Source organism: Pseudomonas sp. p106 (assembly GCF_003936645.1).
GTDB classification, from domain to species: domain Bacteria; phylum Pseudomonadota; class Gammaproteobacteria; order Pseudomonadales; family Pseudomonadaceae; genus Aquipseudomonas; species Aquipseudomonas putida_E.
The window spans coordinates 76586-90167 of sequence record NZ_RHQR01000014.1 but is presented as its reverse complement, the minus strand read 5'-3'; the positions used below and the strand labels follow the sequence as shown (position 1 = coordinate 90167).

The window sequence follows — 13582 nt, the reverse complement described above, 5'->3', positions numbered from 1 at the left end:
CACCCCATGACGACGGCGTACTGAATGATTTACTTGGCGGCCTGCTGCTGGCCGGCCAGGGCCAGTTTGGCCACTTGCGGTGCCGGTTGATAACCTGGAATCACCTGACCGTTTTCGAGCACGATCGCCGGCGTGCCGTTGACGCCGATCGACTGGCCCAGCTGGAACTGCTTGCCGACCGGGTTGGCGCATTTGGCAGCCTTGATTTCCTTGCCGTCGATCATCTTGTCCAGCGCTGCGCGGCGGTCACTGGAGCACCACACGGCCTGCAACTGCTCGTCACCCGGCGAGCCGAGGCCCTGGCGCGGGAAGGCGACATAGCGCACTTCGATACCGCGACGGTTCAGCTCTGGCACTTCGGCGTGCAGCTTGTGGCAATACGGGCAGGTGGTGTCGGTGAACACGGTGATGTGCGACTTGGTCTGGCCCTTGGCAGGATAAACCACCATCTCGGCAGCTGGAATGCCATTGATGAGCTTGGCTACGCCTTGGCGCTCGGTCTTCTCGGTCAGGTTGACCGGCTTGCCGTCCTGGATCTGGTACAGGTAGCCCTGCATGACGAACTGGCCATCGGCGCTGGCGTACAGCACACGGCCGCCCTGCAGCTTGACTTCATACAGGCCGTTGAGCGGGCTGCTGGCCACGCTCTCGACCGGCACTTCCAGCTCAAGGTTCTGCAACGACTTGCGAATCGCCTGCTCGGCAGCGGCATTGCTGTCGGTCGCCGCGGCAACGGCAAAGGTACTGGCCAGCGCCAACGCGGCGGCGGCGAAAATCTGGGTCACGCGCATGGGAACTCCTGAGGGCGGACAGGGGCCGGAGGGCGTCACCTGCGCAAAAACGCGGCGACCGTGCGGCCCTTGGTGCAAACCGCCCAAGCCTACCACAACACGCTACCGGTGAAGGGGTCTGCGAGTACCGGCCGGCGGAACATGAAAATCATTCATCCACGCGGGTGGTGCTGTGCGTGCAGTTGCTGCAGGCGTGCCTTGGCCACGTGGGTATAGATTTGTGTGGTCGACAGGTCGCTGTGCCCCAGCAGCATCTGCACCACGCGCAGGTCGGCACCATGATTGAGCAGATGGGTGGCGAAGGCGTGCCGCAGGGTGTGCGGTGACAGCGGCTTGTCGATGCCGGCAACTCGCGCGTGATGCTTGATGCGGTGCCAGAACGTCTGGCGGGTCATCTGCTCACCGCGCAGGCTGGGGAACAACACATCGCTCGGGCGCCCGCTGAGCAGTTCGGCGCGGCCATCGCGCAGGTAGCGTTCCAGCCACAGCACCGCCTCTTCGCCCATCGGCACCAAGCGCTCCTTGCTGCCCTTGCCCATCACCCGCAGCACGCCCTGGCGCAGGTTCACCTGGTCCAGGGCAAGGCTGACCAGTTCGGTAACGCGCAGACCACAGGCGTACAGGACTTCAAGCATGGCACGGTCGCGCTGGCCGATGGCTTCGCCAAGGTCCGGGGCCTGCAACAGGGCCTCGACGTCGGCTTCTGACAACGACTTGGGCAAGGGTTTGCCCAGCTGAGGCATCTCTATTTGCAGGGTTGGATCGACGGCAATGAGCTTTTCCCGCAGCAAGTAGCGAAAGAAGCCACGCAGACCTGAGAGAAAACGCGCAGTGGAACGCGGTTTGTAGCCTTGATCCAGACGCCAGGCCAGGTGATCGAGGATCAGCTCTCGACCGGCGGCAGGCAAGGCCAGGCCGTGATCCTGCAGCCAGCCATTGAACAGCGCCAGGTCACTGCGATAAGAGACGCGAGTGTTGTCTGAAAGGCCTTTTTCCAGCCACAGGGCATCAAGGAACTGGTCGATCAAGGGGTGGTCAAGGGCTGGCATGAAAACTCGGTGGCAAACGACGAAATGACGCTTAGTCTTTCATAACAACGCCGGCATAGGGAGCCCGCATGAACGAACAGCAGATCCTACTCAGTGTGGGCGGTATCGGTGCCGCCGCCCTCGCCTGCCAGTGGCTGGCCTGGCGCCTGAAGCTGCCAGCGATTCTCTTCCTGCTGCTGGCCGGGATAATGGTCGGCCCGTTGCTCGGCTGGCTCGACCCGCAAGCGCTGTTCGGCCCGCTGCTGATGCCGCTGGTGTCACTGGCGGTGGCACTGATCCTGTTCGAAGGCAGCCTGACCCTGCACCTCTCGCAATGGCGGGACATCGGCAGCGTGGTGCACCGCCTGGTCACCGTCGGCGCCCTGTCGACCTGGCTGGTGATCGCCCTGGCGACACACTGGCTGCTGGGTTTCGACTGGCCGCTGGCGATCCTGTTCGGCACCTTGACCCTGGTGACAGGCCCTACGGTCATCGTGCCCATGCTGCGCGTGGTACGGCCGAAGGCGACCATTGCCAACATCCTGCGCTGGGAAGGCATCGTCATCGACCCGATCGGTGCCCTGCTCGCCGTCGTGGTGTACAGCTTCATCATCGCCAGCGCCGATGGCGATGGCCTGAGCCAGAGCCTGGGGACCTTTGCCGGGGTGATCTTCTGCGGCAGCGCCCTGGGCGCCGCCGGTGGCTGGTTACTGGGGCAGATCATGCGCGAGCAATGGCTGCCGGAATACCTGCACAACCTGGCGTCGCTGGCCGCCGTACTGGGTATTTTCATCGCCGCCAACCAGATCGTTCACGAGTCCGGGCTGCTGGCGGTGACGGTAATGGGCATGTGGCTGGCCAACATGCGTGGCGTCGATGTACGGCAGATCCTGCACTTCAAGGAGAACCTCAGCGTACTGCTGATCTCCGGCCTGTTCATCCTGCTTGCCGCGCGGCTCGATCTACATGCCCTGCTGGGGTTGGGCCCGGCCGTACTGGCACTGCTGCTGGTGATCCAGCTGGTGGCGCGGCCGCTGAATGTCTTGCTGTCAACGCTGGGGTCCTCGCTGAACTGGCGGGAACGGGCCCTGCTGGCCTGGATCGCACCACGCGGTATCGTTGCCGCCGCAGTGTCGGCGATATTCGCCATCCGCCTGCATGAGGCCGGGCATCAGGACGCACTGCTGCTGGTGCCGCTCACCTTTGCCGTGATCATCGGCACTGTCGTGCTGCAGAGCGCTACGGCGCGCCCCCTGGCGCGCCTGCTCAAGGTGGCCGAGCCGGCGCCCAGCGGCTTTCTCATCGTCGGCGCCAACCAACCCGCACGCGCCATCGGCAAGGCCCTGCAGCAACTGGGCTGCCGTGTGTTGCTGACCGATTCGAGCTGGGAAAACATTCGTGCGGCACGCATGGAGGGGCTGCCGACCTACTTTGGCAACCCGGCTTCGCAGCATGCCGACGCACACCTGGACCTGGTAGGCCTCGGCCACCTGCTGGGGCTGTCGCCTGCCGGGGAGATCAACGCCTTGGCCTGTGCGCGCTTTCGTCATGACTTCGGCCACGGCCGCCTGTATGTGCTGGCCAGCGGCCTGGAGAAGCAGCGCAGCGACAAGCACCGGGCCAGCGAAGAGCACCGTGGCCAACTGCTGGGCTCAAGCCCGATGACCTACCAACAAATGGCCAATCGCCTGCATCATGGCGCGGAACTGTACAGCACCAACCTTACCGAGGGCTTCGACTGGGACAATTACCAGGCATTGCATGGCGAGCGCGCACATCTGTTGTTTGCCCGGGATGCCCAGGGCTGGGTGCATGTATCAAGCCCCGAGAACCCGCTTGCGCCGCAACCTGGCTGGACCCTGGTGGCGCTGGTGGAACCGGCCCCCATCACCGAGAGCACTGCCGCGCCGGGTTGAGCCTTCAGGCTTGTGGCAACACCGGCACCGGGCGCTTGTCCTCGTCGATGGCGACAAAGCTGAACACACCATGGATTGCCCGCTCGCGCCCATCCAGGTACATGTTCTCGACGAATACGTCCACTTGAACCTGCAAACTGGTGTTGCCGACCTTGATCACCGTTCCCACCAGCTCGACGATCGAGCCTGCCGGGATCGGGTGTTTGAAATCGATACGGTCTGTGGACACGGTCACCAGCGGCAGCCGGCAGAAGCGCGTAGCGGCGATGAACGACACTTCGTCCATCCAGGCCAGCGCAGTGCCGCCGAACAAGGTGTTGTGGTGGTTGGTGGTGTTGGGGAACACCGCTTTGGTCACGCGGGTCACCGACAACTCGGTGCGGCGCTGAATTTCCTGGTCTCGGCTGGTCATGTCCGTCACTTCTTTCGGGTTTCAAAACGCAAAAAAGCAGCCCGAAGGCTGCTTTTTTCTCGCTAGGCGGCCAGGGCCACCGGGCAAACTGTACTCAGGACAGTTTTTCCTTGATGCGAGCGGCTTTGCCGGACAGGTCGCGCAGGTAGTACAGCTTGGCTTTACGCACGTCACCACGACGTTTCACGGCCAGGCTGTCGATCTGCGGGCTGTAGGTCTGGAAGGTACGCTCAACGCCAACGCCGCTGGAGATTTTGCGCACGGTGAAAGCGCTGTTCAGGCCGCGGTTACGCTTGGCGATAACAACGCCTTCGAACGCCTGCAGACGGGAACGCTCACCTTCCTTCACTTTAACCTGAACGACGATGGTGTCGCCTGGTGCGAAGGTCGGGATTTCCTTGCTCATCTGCTCGGCTTCGAGCTGCTGGATGATCTTGTTGGTCATGCTGTGCTCCTAAGATGGATACGTGATCCACCATCGATACGTTTAACTATCGTCCCGCTCGCGGAGATATTCCTCGAGCAGCTTCTTCTCTTCTCCAGAAAGCGAGCGACTTTCCAGAAGATCGGCGCGTCGTTCGAAGGTCCTACCAAGGGACTGCTTCATTCTCCAACGCCGGATGTGTGCATGGTTGCCGCTTAGCAACACGTCGGGAACACGCTGATCCGCATACACCTCAGGTCGGGTGTAGTGCGGGCAATCGAGCAGACCGTCGGTGAAGGAGTCTTCCTCCGCCGAGTCCACATGCCCTAAAGCTCCGGGCAGCAGCCGTGTAACCGCATCGATCAGTACCATGGCCGGCAGCTCGCCACCGGAAAGCACATAGTCGCCAATCGACCACTCCTCATCGACATGAGCCTCGATAAAGCGCTCGTCGATGCCTTCATAACGACCGGCGATCAGGATCAGCGATTCCTGTTCGGCCAGGCCTTTGACCGCTTGCTGAGTCAGCTTGCGGCCTTGCGGCGAAAGGTAGATCACCTTTGCCGATGCTCCGGTCGCTTGCCTGGCGCTAACCAGGGCGTCTTCCAGAGGCTTGATTTTCATCACCATGCCCGGGCCACCGCCAAACGGCCGATCATCCACTGTGTGGTGGCGATCTGTGGTGTAGTCCCGCGGGTTCCAGCAGGTCACCTGAAGCAACCCCTGTTTTACCGCGCGGCTGGTAATGCCGTACTCAGTGATGGCCGAGAACATCTCGGGGAACAACGTGATGACGTCTACGCGAAGGTTACCCATCGTTTAGAAGTCCGCGTCCCATTCAACCCGCATCACGCCTGCTTCCAGGTCGATTGCCAGCACACATTGCGCCGTATAGGGCAACAGACGCTCGCGATCATCCAGGCTGCCTGCGCAGGGTTTGACCACCATTACATCGTTCGCACCGGTCTCCAACAGGTGATCGACCTTGCCGAACAGCTGTTCGTCCTGGTTGATGACCTTCAGGCCCTGCAGTTGGTACCAGTAGTACTCGTCTGCGGCCAGGTTGGGCAAAAGGCTCCGCGGGATGCAGATTTCGAAGCCGCTCAGAAGACGCGCTTCATCACGATCATCGAGGCCTTTCAGTTTAACGACCAGGCCCTTTTGGGAGCCACGACCGCTGACCAGCTCGACCTGCTTTACCTTGCCTTCGTGCCGAAGCGTCCAGCGTGGATAATCCAACAGGTTTTCAATCGGATCGGTAAAGGAATACACCTTCACCTCGCCGCGAACGCCGTGAACCGAAAAAATCTTGCCAACGACGATGAGGTCGTCAGCCTTTTCTGGCGTCGCGTTCATATTGCTCAGGCAGCGGCCTTGGCAGCGTCCTTCAGCAGCTGAGCAACACGCTCAGACGGCTGTGCGCCTTGGCTCAGCCAGTAGCTGACGCGCTCCTGGTTGACCGACAGCTTGACTTCAGCGCCAGCAGCGATCGGGTTGAAGAAACCTACGCGCTCAACGAAACGGCCGTCACGGGCGTTACGCGAGTTGGTCACGGTCAGGTGGTAGAAAGGGCGCTTTTTCGAGCCGCCACGGGCAAGACGGATGGTTACCATGTGAACATCGTTCCTATAGTCGGTGCTGCAAATCTGAATGCCAAATAGGCACACGGGTGCCCAAAAGGCCGCATATTCTCGGGGAATACACGGACATTTGCAAATGACTTTTTCGACAAGGCCTCGCCCTGCCATCTAGATTTGCCGGTTGAGCCACGGATTGCGTGGCCATTGCCCCGCCGCAGCGGGGGTTCTGAGCGCTCATTCTTCAAAAGACAAGCGCCCGGAATAAGGGTTACAGCTTCGGCATGCCGCCGCCAGGCAACATCCCGCCCAGGCCGCGCATCATCTTGGCCATGCCGCCCTTGGCGGAGAATTTCTTCATCATCTTCTGCATCTGCTTGTGCTGCTTGATCAGCCGCCCGATGTCCTGCACCTGGGTACCGGAGCCCAGGGCGATCCGGCGCTTGCGCGAACCGCTGATCAGGTCAGGATCGCGACGCTCGGCCGGGGTCATGGAGTTGATGATCGCCTCCATCTGCTTGAACTGTTTCTCGGCTGCGCCCTGGGCATTGCCCATCTGCGACAGGTTGACCCCGCCGATGCTCGGCAGCTTGTCCATCAGGCCGCCCAGGCCACCCATGTTCTTCATCTGTTGCAGCTGGTCGCGGAAGTCCTCGAGATCGAAGCCCTTGCCCTTCTTCAGCTTCTTGGCCAGCTTGTCGGCTTTGGCCTTGTCGATGGTCTGTTCGGCCTGCTCGATCAGGCTGAGCACGTCGCCCATGCCGAGGATGCGCGACGCCACACGGTCCGGGTGGAAGGGCTCGAGAGCCTCGGTTTTCTCACCCATACCGATGAACTTGATCGGCTTGCCGGTGATGGCACGTACCGAAAGCGCGGCACCGCCACGGGCATCACCGTCGACCTTGGTCAGCACCACGCCGGTCAGCGGCAGGGCTTCACCGAAGGCCTTGGCGGTATTGGCGGCGTCCTGGCCGGTCATGGCATCGACCACGAACAGGGTTTCAACCGGCTTGACCGCGGCATGCAGCGCCTTGATTTCGTCCATCATGTCGGCGTCGATGTGCAGACGGCCGGCGGTGTCGACAATGACCACGTCGATGAACTTGAGCTTGGCCTCGCGAATCGCCGCTTCGGCAATGGCCACAGGCTTCTGGCTGATATCGGACGGGAAGAAGGTCACGCCAATGTCGTTGGCCAGCGTTTCCAGCTGCTTGATCGCAGCCGGGCGGTAGACGTCGGCCGAAACCACCATCACGCTCTTCTTCTTGCGCTCCTTGAGGAAGCGCGCCAGCTTACCGGCGGTGGTGGTCTTGCCCGCGCCCTGCAAACCGGCCATCAGCACCACGGCAGGCGGGGCGGCATTGAGCGCGAGGTCTTCGTTGGCCGCACCCATCAGGCTTTCCAGCTCGGCCTGGACGATCTTCACGAACGCCTGGCCCGGGGTCAGGCTGCGCGACACCTCGGTGCCGACCGCACGCTCCTTGACGCTGTTGACGAAATCCTTGACCACCGGCAGGGCAACGTCGGCCTCGAGCAGGGCCATGCGCACTTCGCGCAACGTATCCTTGATGTTGTCTTCAGTCAGCTTGGCCTTGCCGGTGACATGGCGCAGCGTCTGTGACAGGCGGTCGGTCAGGTTTTCGAACATGGTGATCCTTTCAGGCCAAGTAAAAGCCGAGGTTTGTCAGGCGCCCAGGTGAATATGCACACGCGCTGGGCACAGCAAGGCGGCGATTATAGCGAAGAGCGGCGGCGGCGCACACCTCGGCTTCCCAGCGGCAACTTTCAAGCTGCAAGCCTCAAGCCGCAAACCATCAGAAAATCCCGCCCCCCGTACGAATCTGCCTTCGCTTGCAGCTTGCAGCCTGAAGCTTGCAGCTCACTAGCCCCCCCAGCGCGATCTATGCCAAACTCCGTCTCTTTAAGGCTTGCCCACCAGGACTTATGGTCTCCTCACCCAGCCTCATCCCCAACCTGATCGCCGCCGGCCTATATATAGCGGCGACCGTTTATCAGGGTTCGCGCCTGGCCCAGTCGAGCAAAGCCGACAAACGGCTGCTCGGCCTGCTCGGCGCCCTCGCCGTGATCGCCCAGAGCGGCGCGCTGTTCTTTCAGCTGATCACCCCGCTGGGCCTGAGCCTGGACTTCTTCAGCGCCGCCAGCCTGATCGCCGTGGCGGTGATCACCCTGACCCTGCTGGCCTGCCTGCGCATACCGGTGGAAAACCTGCTGGTGCTGCTGTTCCCGCTCGGCGCCATCACGGCCCTGCTGGCCCAGTTCGCCCCACCCGGCACCGTTCCGCTGATCGATGAAGAGCCGGGGATCCTCGCTCATATCCTGCTATCGATCCTGGCCTATGGGCTGTTCACCATTGCGGTGTTCCAGTCGCTGCTCCTGCTACTGCAGGACCACCAGCTGAAAAACAAGCACCCTTCCGGGCTGATCCGCAACTTCCCACCGTTGCAGACCATGGAAAGCCTGCTGTTCGGCTTCCTTTGGGCGGGCTGGTGCCTGTTGTCGCTGTCGCTGATCTCTGGCTGGCTGTTCCTGGACAACCTGTTTGCCCAGCACCTGGTACACAAAACCCTGCTGGCCTGCGTGGCCTGGATCGTCTTCAGCGTACTGCTGTGGGGCCGCACCCGCCTGGGCTGGCGTGGGCACAAGGCGATCCGCTGGACACTGGCCGGTTTCTGCCTGCTGATGCTGGCCTATTTCGGCAGCAAGCTGGTCCGCGAATTCATCCTGCATATCTGACGGTCGCCCATGGACACCCTGCCGTACGCTCCGCTACTCGGCACTTTGGCACTGGCGCTGCTCTGGTCGGCGCTGTTCACCGCGGTGGATGCCGCCCGCCTGCAACTCAACGGCTCGTTGCGCCCCGGCGATGACGGGCAACCGGTACTGCCAGCCCAGGCCCTGGTGCTGTGCGCCAGCCTGGGCAAGCTTCTGGTATTGGGCCTGGCCTGCCTGATCGGCCAACGCCTCAACGGCGAGCACGGTTTCTGGCTGGCCGGCCTGGCCGCCACCTCTGGCCTGCTGGTGTTCGCCGAATACCTGCCGCGGCGCCTGGCTCGGCGCAACCCGCTGGCCTTCATCAGCCTGGGCGCCAGCCTGCTGAAGCTCCCATTGGCACTGGTGCAACCCTTGGCTTGCCTGCTGGACGGCTGCGCCAAGCTGATGTTGCGGCCGTTTCGCGTACCGCCCACCGCAGTGGCCCTGCACCCGCAGGCAGATGACGACTTTACCGAGGATGAAGACCAAGACATGCCGCGCCACGGCCTGCTCGATGGCCTGCACTCGCTGGACAAGGTCACCGTCAACGACATTCTGGTGCCGCGCAACGAGGTCGATGGCATCAACCTGGATGAGCCGATCGGGCGCATCATCGAGCAACTGATCCTCAGCCGCCACACGCGCCTGCCGGTCTACCACAACGACATCAACCAGGTAGAAGCCATCCTCAACACCAAGCTGATCAGCCACCTGCTGCCCAAGGCCGAGCTGACGCTGGAGAAGCTCCACAGCGCCTGCTACGAGCCTTACTTCGTCCCCGAAAGCACCCCACTGCAATTGCAACTGCTGAACTTCCACAAGCAGCAGCGCCGGCTGGGCGTGGTGGTGGACGAATACGGTGAGGTACTGGGCATCGTTACGCTGGAGGACATACTCGAGGAGATCGTCGGCGAGTTCGAGGAAGAGCACAGCCTCGACAACCCCCATGTACACCCCCAGTCCGACGGCACTTTCGTCATCGATGGCGCCGCTTCCCTGCGCGAAATCAACCGCACCCTCGGCTGGCACCTGCCCAGCGACGGCGGGCCGAAGACCCTGAACGGGCTGGTCACCGAGGCCCTGGAAAGCATCCCGGAAAGCGCTGTTTGCCTGAAGATCGGCCGCTATCGCCTGGAAATCCTCGAAACAGAAGACAATTGCGCCAGCAAGGTACTGGTGTGGACCGTGACCCGCTAGCTATACTCCGGTCACGCTTACCCAGCCCTGCCGTCCCGCCCGCTATCCGCACCCGGCGCCACACGGCCAGCGCGCTCCACTGACGCGCCCTGCGGTCCTGCTTCAACACCCCGAACAGTGCCCGCTGCCGCCCCTATCCCCCTTGGGCTATCGTCAGTCGGGCGAACAAAAGAACAATACGCTCCGGCGTCCGCGAACCGTACCAGCCCTTCGCTGGCCAGTGCATACCGTCGCGGGCCAAGCCCATGGAGCACGACCAGACTGTTAGGGACCTACTTAATGACAACCAGCAGCACTTATGCCCAAGCGCCTGCCGCGCCGGTCAACTCGCCCGCGCGGGTGGCCACCGCCAGCTTCATCGGCACGGCCATCGAGTTCTACGATTTCTACGTGTATGCCACTGCCGCCGCGCTGGTGATCGGCCCCGTATTCTTCCCTTCAGGGTCAGGCACCGCGCAGATGCTGGCGGCCTTCCTTACCTTCGGCATCGCCTTCCTCGCCCGCCCGCTGGGTTCAGCACTGTTCGGACACTTCGGTGACCGTATCGGGCGCAAGTCGACGCTGGTTGCCTCGCTGCTGCTGATGGGTGTGTCCACCACGCTGATCGGTGTATTGCCAGGCTACGACAGCATCGGCGTGTGGGCACCGATCATTCTTTGCCTGCTGCGCTTCGGCCAGGGCCTTGGCCTGGGCGGTGAATGGGGTGGCGCGGCGTTGCTGGCCACCGAGAACGCCCCGGCGGGCAAGCGTGCCTGGTTCGGGATGTTCCCGCAGCTAGGCCCTTCGATCGGCTTCCTGGCGGCCAACGGCCTGTTCCTGACCCTGGCCCTGCTGCTCAGCGACGAGCAGTTCCGGGAGTGGGGCTGGCGCATTCCGTTCCTGCTCAGTGCCGCGCTGGTGCTGGTAGGCCTGTACGTACGCCTGAAGCTTGAAGAAAGCCCCGTGTTCGCCAAGGCAGTGGCCCGCCACGAGCGGGTGAAAATGCCGGTGGTCGACCTGTTCAGCAAATACTGGCTGCCGACCCTGCTGGGCGCGGCCGCCATGGTGGTGTGCTATGCGCTGTTCTACATCTCGACGGTATTCTCGCTGAGCTACGGTGTCACTACGTTGGGCTACAGCCGCGAAACCTTCCTTGGCCTGCTGTGCTTCGCCGTGGTCTTCATGGCCCTGGCCACGCCGCTGTCGGCCTGGCTCAGCGACCGTTACGGGCGCAAGCCGGTGCTGATCGTCGGCGGCCTGCTGGCGGTGGCCTCGGGCTTCACCATGGAGCCTTTGCTGACCTCCGGCTCGACCACTGGCGTCGCGTTGTTCCTGGCCATCGAGCTGTTTTTGATGGGCGTGACTTTCGCACCGATGGGCGCGCTGCTGCCAGAGCTGTTCCCTACCCACGTGCGTTATACCGGCGCGTCTGCCGCGTATAACCTGGGCGGCATCGTCGGGGCTTCGGCGGCGCCGTTCTTTGCTCAGAAACTGGTGAGCATGGGCGGCTTGAGCTGGGTGGGTGGGTATGTGTCGGTGGCGGCGGTGATCAGCCTGATTGCTGTGCTGTGCCTGAAAGAGACCCGCAATACAGAGCTGTGACCTTTGAGCTGCAAGCTTCAAGCTGCAAGAAAAGGCATCCCCTAGCAGCTTGTAGCTTGTAGCTTGTAGCTTGTAGCTTGTAGCTTGTAGCTTGTAGCTTGAGCTTAGAACTCGACCTTGACCGCCTGCGCCGCACGAGTCGCCTTGGCCCGCGCCGCTTCGATCGATTCATCACGTGCCAGGCACACGCCCATGCGGCGCTGGCCGTTGATTTCCGGTTTGCCGAACAGGCGGATCGCGGTATCCGGCTCGCTCAACGCTGCGCCGAGGTTGGCGAAGCTGGTCTGCTGCGACTGGCCTTCAGGCAGGATCACCGCCGACGCAGACGGGCCGAACTGGCGCACCACCGGGATCGGCAGGCCCAGAATGGCACGGGCATGCAGCGCGAACTGCGACAGGTCCTGGGAAATCAGCGTGACCAGGCCGGTATCGTGCGGGCGCGGCGAGACTTCGCTGAACCACACCTGATCGCCCTTGACGAACAACTCGACGCCGAACAAACCACGGCCGCCCAGTGCATCGGTGACCGCCTTCGCCACACGCTGCGACTCGGCCAAGGCTTTCGGGCTCATCGCCTGGGGCTGCCACGACTCCTGGTAGTCGCCTTTCTCCTGGCGGTGACCGACTGGCTCCAGATAGGTGGTGCCGCCAACATGGCGCACGGTCAGCAAGGTGATCTCGTAGTCGAAATCGATGAAGCCTTCGATGATCACGCGGCCCTTGCCGGCGCGGCCACCCTCCTGGGCGTAGTCCCACGACTTCTGCAGGTCGGCATCGCTGCGCAGCAGGCTCTGGCCCTTGCCGGACGAGCTCATCACCGGTTTGACCACGCACGGGTAACCGACATCGGCCACAGCCTTGGCATAATCTTCAAAGGTATCGGCGAAGTGGTACGGCGAGGTCGGCAGGTCCAGCTCTTCGGCCGCCAGGCGGCGAATGCCCTCGCGGTTCATGGTCAGCTGGGTGGCGCGGGCGGTCGGCACGACGGTGAAACCTTCGTTCTCCAGCTCGACCAGCGTAGCGGTGGCGATGGCTTCGATTTCGGGGACGATGTAATGCGGTTTTTCAGCCTCGATCACCGCGCGCAGGGCGACACCATCGAGCATGTTGACCACGTGGCTGCGGTGCGCGACCTGCATGGCCGGCGCATTGGCGTAGCGGTCCACGGCGATCACTTCGACGCCCAGGCGCTGCAGCTCGATCACCACTTCCTTGCCCAGCTCACCACAGCCGCAGAGCAGTACACGGGTCGCGGTAGGCGACAATGGGGTTCCGATACGGGTCATTTCAGGTCCTCGAAGGCGTCCGGGGCCGCGCCAGTCTTAGCGCCGCCCGCTGAAAAAGGACCCGTATTCTACACCATCAGCCAGCCACGGCAGCCCGCCGCGCACGAAATGCCATGGCCAGCCACACCGCAGTCACGCCTGCGAACTTGGAGGCCATCGCGGTGCCGATCACGGCGGGGGTCAGGGCACCGATCATGCCGAAGAAAATGAAGGTGTCCACCGGGATGCTCAGTGCCGAGCTCAACCACAAGCGGTCACGCAAGGGGCGCCGGGTGATGCTGAACACCAGCCAGTCGATCAGCTCGGAAACGAAGAACGCCGTGGCACTGGCCAGGGCAATGGCCGGCTCGGAAGTGACATACGACAGCACCAGGGCCATCAGCATGGCGATCAGCGCGCCATGGCCGTAGCGGGTCTGCACCATGTCACGCAGGATGAACACCAGCCCACCCCAGGCCGACCAGATCACGTCCAGATGCGGGGCGCTGGAAAAGGCAAAGTTGATCAGTACAACGCTGCTGATGTAAGCGATTAGAAAGAACATGGGCAGTGACCGTCCGACAAGCGGCACAGATTACCTGATTTTCGAGTCAACCGC

Annotated in this window: 14 protein-coding genes; 4 read left to right on the top strand and 10 right to left on the bottom strand. The window is 62.6% G+C overall.

Annotation, left to right across the window (positions count from 1 at the left end):
- Nucleotides 1-29: 29 nt before the first annotated feature.
- A complete protein-coding gene (dsbC, locus tag EGJ09_RS17715; protein WP_012315966.1) occupies nucleotides 30-791 on the bottom strand; it encodes a bifunctional protein-disulfide isomerase/oxidoreductase DsbC in 762 nt (253 codons plus the stop codon).
- 152 nt (nucleotides 792-943) lie between these two features.
- Nucleotides 944-1840 carry a site-specific tyrosine recombinase XerD gene (gene xerD / locus EGJ09_RS17710; RefSeq protein ID WP_039603504.1) on the bottom strand — a complete coding sequence of 299 codons (897 nt, stop codon included), beginning with the start codon at nucleotides 1838-1840 and terminating at the stop codon, nucleotides 944-946.
- A 68-nt stretch (nucleotides 1841-1908) separates the two neighbouring features.
- Here xerD and EGJ09_RS17705 point away from each other — a divergent pair, with 68 nt between their 5' ends.
- Nucleotides 1909-3735, top strand: a complete 1827-nt coding sequence (locus tag EGJ09_RS17705; protein WP_125924479.1) for a sodium:proton antiporter — start codon at nucleotides 1909-1911, stop codon at nucleotides 3733-3735.
- Between the two features lie 4 nt (nucleotides 3736-3739).
- On the opposite strand, the gene EGJ09_RS17700 is transcribed toward EGJ09_RS17705, so the two are convergent.
- The 6 genes from EGJ09_RS17700 to ffh form a co-directional block, all read right to left on the bottom strand.
- Complete coding sequence (locus EGJ09_RS17700; RefSeq protein WP_012315969.1) at nucleotides 3740-4147, bottom strand: acyl-CoA thioesterase; 408 nt, start codon at nucleotides 4145-4147, stop codon at nucleotides 3740-3742.
- A 94-nt stretch (nucleotides 4148-4241) separates the two neighbouring features.
- Nucleotides 4242-4592, bottom strand: coding sequence for a 50S ribosomal protein L19 (gene rplS, locus EGJ09_RS17695; protein ID WP_008094487.1), 351 nt, complete (start codon nucleotides 4590-4592; stop codon nucleotides 4242-4244).
- 42 nt (nucleotides 4593-4634) lie between these two features.
- Nucleotides 4635-5387 carry a tRNA (guanosine(37)-N1)-methyltransferase TrmD gene (gene trmD, locus EGJ09_RS17690; protein WP_008094486.1) on the bottom strand — a complete coding sequence of 251 codons (753 nt, stop codon included), beginning with the start codon at nucleotides 5385-5387 and terminating at the stop codon, nucleotides 4635-4637.
- A 3-nt stretch (nucleotides 5388-5390) separates the two neighbouring features.
- The gene (gene rimM / locus EGJ09_RS17685) at nucleotides 5391-5927 is read right to left on the bottom strand and encodes a ribosome maturation factor RimM (RefSeq protein WP_012315970.1); all 537 of its coding nucleotides are present in this window, start codon (nucleotides 5925-5927) and stop codon (nucleotides 5391-5393) included.
- Nucleotides 5928-5932: 5 nt separating this feature from the next.
- On the bottom strand, nucleotides 5933-6184 hold the full coding sequence (gene rpsP, locus EGJ09_RS17680; RefSeq protein ID WP_012315971.1) for a 30S ribosomal protein S16: 252 nt from the start codon (nucleotides 6182-6184) through the stop codon (nucleotides 5933-5935).
- Nucleotides 6185-6419: 235 nt separating this feature from the next.
- Nucleotides 6420-7796, bottom strand: coding sequence for a signal recognition particle protein (gene ffh, locus EGJ09_RS17675; protein ID WP_046784370.1), 1377 nt, complete (start codon nucleotides 7794-7796; stop codon nucleotides 6420-6422).
- 296 nt (nucleotides 7797-8092) lie between these two features.
- On the opposite strand from ffh, the gene EGJ09_RS17670 reads away from it, so the two are divergent.
- The 3 genes from EGJ09_RS17670 (at nucleotide 8093) to EGJ09_RS17660 (ending at nucleotide 11698) form a co-directional block, all read left to right on the top strand.
- Nucleotides 8093-8902 (top strand): inner membrane protein YpjD, encoded by an 810-nt coding sequence (locus EGJ09_RS17670; RefSeq protein WP_012315973.1) that lies wholly within the window; start codon nucleotides 8093-8095, stop codon nucleotides 8900-8902.
- A 9-nt stretch (nucleotides 8903-8911) separates the two neighbouring features.
- On the top strand, nucleotides 8912-10117 hold the full coding sequence (locus EGJ09_RS17665; protein WP_125924478.1) for a transporter associated domain-containing protein: 1206 nt from the start codon (nucleotides 8912-8914) through the stop codon (nucleotides 10115-10117).
- A gap of 279 nt (nucleotides 10118-10396) precedes the next feature.
- Nucleotides 10397-11698: an MFS transporter gene (locus EGJ09_RS17660; RefSeq protein ID WP_046784372.1), complete on the top strand. Its 1302-nt coding sequence runs from the start codon at nucleotides 10397-10399 to the stop codon at nucleotides 11696-11698.
- A gap of 104 nt (nucleotides 11699-11802) precedes the next feature.
- Here the strand turns inward: EGJ09_RS17660 and purT are convergent, their stop codons facing one another.
- Together purT and EGJ09_RS17650 are read right to left on the bottom strand one after the other, a co-directional pair.
- Complete coding sequence (gene purT, locus EGJ09_RS17655) at nucleotides 11803-12984, bottom strand: formate-dependent phosphoribosylglycinamide formyltransferase (protein ID WP_115273998.1); 1182 nt, start codon at nucleotides 12982-12984, stop codon at nucleotides 11803-11805.
- 76 nt (nucleotides 12985-13060) lie between these two features.
- On the bottom strand, nucleotides 13061-13528 hold the full coding sequence (locus EGJ09_RS17650) for a VUT family protein (RefSeq protein WP_012315977.1): 468 nt from the start codon (nucleotides 13526-13528) through the stop codon (nucleotides 13061-13063).
- Nucleotides 13529-13582: the final 54 nt, after the last annotated feature.